Genomic DNA, 1,028 nt, shown 5'->3' with positions numbered 1-1,028 from the left:
CAGTCGCCGGGGGATGGATGCGCCGGGGGCGGTGGCGCTGCGGGATGAGTTGGTGGCGGCTGGTGTGCGGGTGACGGTGGCCGCGTGTGACGTGGCGGACCGTGACGCGCTGGCTGAGCTGTTGGCGGAGTATCCGGTGGATGCGGTGGTGCATGCGGCGGGTGTGCTGGACGACGGTGTGATCGACGCGCTGACTGCGGAGCGGTTCGAAGGGGTGTTGCGGACCAAGGCGTTCGGTGCCGTGCACCTGGACGAACTCACCCGGGACCGCGCCCTGGACGCCTTCGTCCTCTTCTCCTCCTTCGCCGGAAGCGTCGGCGCGGCTGGTCAGGGCAATTACGCCGCCGCGAACGCCTATCTGGACGCGCTTGCCGAGCGGCGCCGGGCGCAGGGGTTGCCCGCGACCTCGATCGCGTGGGGCCCGTGGGCCGACGGCGGCATGGCCGACGACGCCGCGTCCAGCGCGCGCATGCGGCGCGGCGGCGTGATCCCCCTGTACGCCGAGGCCGCCCTGGACGTCCTCGCCCGCACGGTGGCGTACGCGCTTCCCGCACTCGTCGTCGCCGACCTCGACTGGACGGACTTCGCCCCCGCTTTCACCTCGACGCGCCCGAGTCCGCTCATCGCCGCCCTCCCGGAAGCACGCGCTGCCGCCGAGAACGCCGGAGGCGCGGCCGAGCACACCGGACACCAGGGCCGTACCGGCCTCCTCGACCAGCTGACCGGTCTTCCCCCTGCCGAGCAAGATCGTGTCCTGCTGCAGACGGTGCAGTCCTGCGCCGCCGCCGTCCTCGGCTACCCGAATCCCGAATCGGTCATCGCCAAGCGTGCCTTCCGCGATCTGGGCATCGACTCCCTCACCGCCGTGGAACTCCGCAACGCTCTCACCGCCCTCACCGGTGTCTCCGGTCTCGCCTCGACCGTGGTGTTCGACCGTCCGACACCGCTGGCACTGGCACGGCACCTGCGGGAACAGCTGCTGGGCGAGTCGTCCGAACCGGAGTCGTCGACGACGGAGCCGGTCCGCG

At 71.9% G+C, this 1,028-nt stretch carries 1 protein-coding gene; it reads left to right on the top strand.

Annotated elements, in window-relative coordinates:
- Positions 1-1,028 (top strand): beta-ketoacyl reductase (locus AQJ66_RS35025; RefSeq protein ID WP_159052685.1); only part of this gene is annotated, 1,028 nt, incomplete at both ends.

The sequence above is a fragment of the Streptomyces bungoensis genome (assembly GCF_001514215.1).
Classification (GTDB): Bacteria; Actinomycetota; Actinomycetes; order Streptomycetales; family Streptomycetaceae; genus Streptomyces; species Streptomyces bungoensis.
The sequence above is the reverse complement of the archived record's forward strand: the minus strand, read 5'-3'. Positions and strand labels throughout refer to the sequence as shown.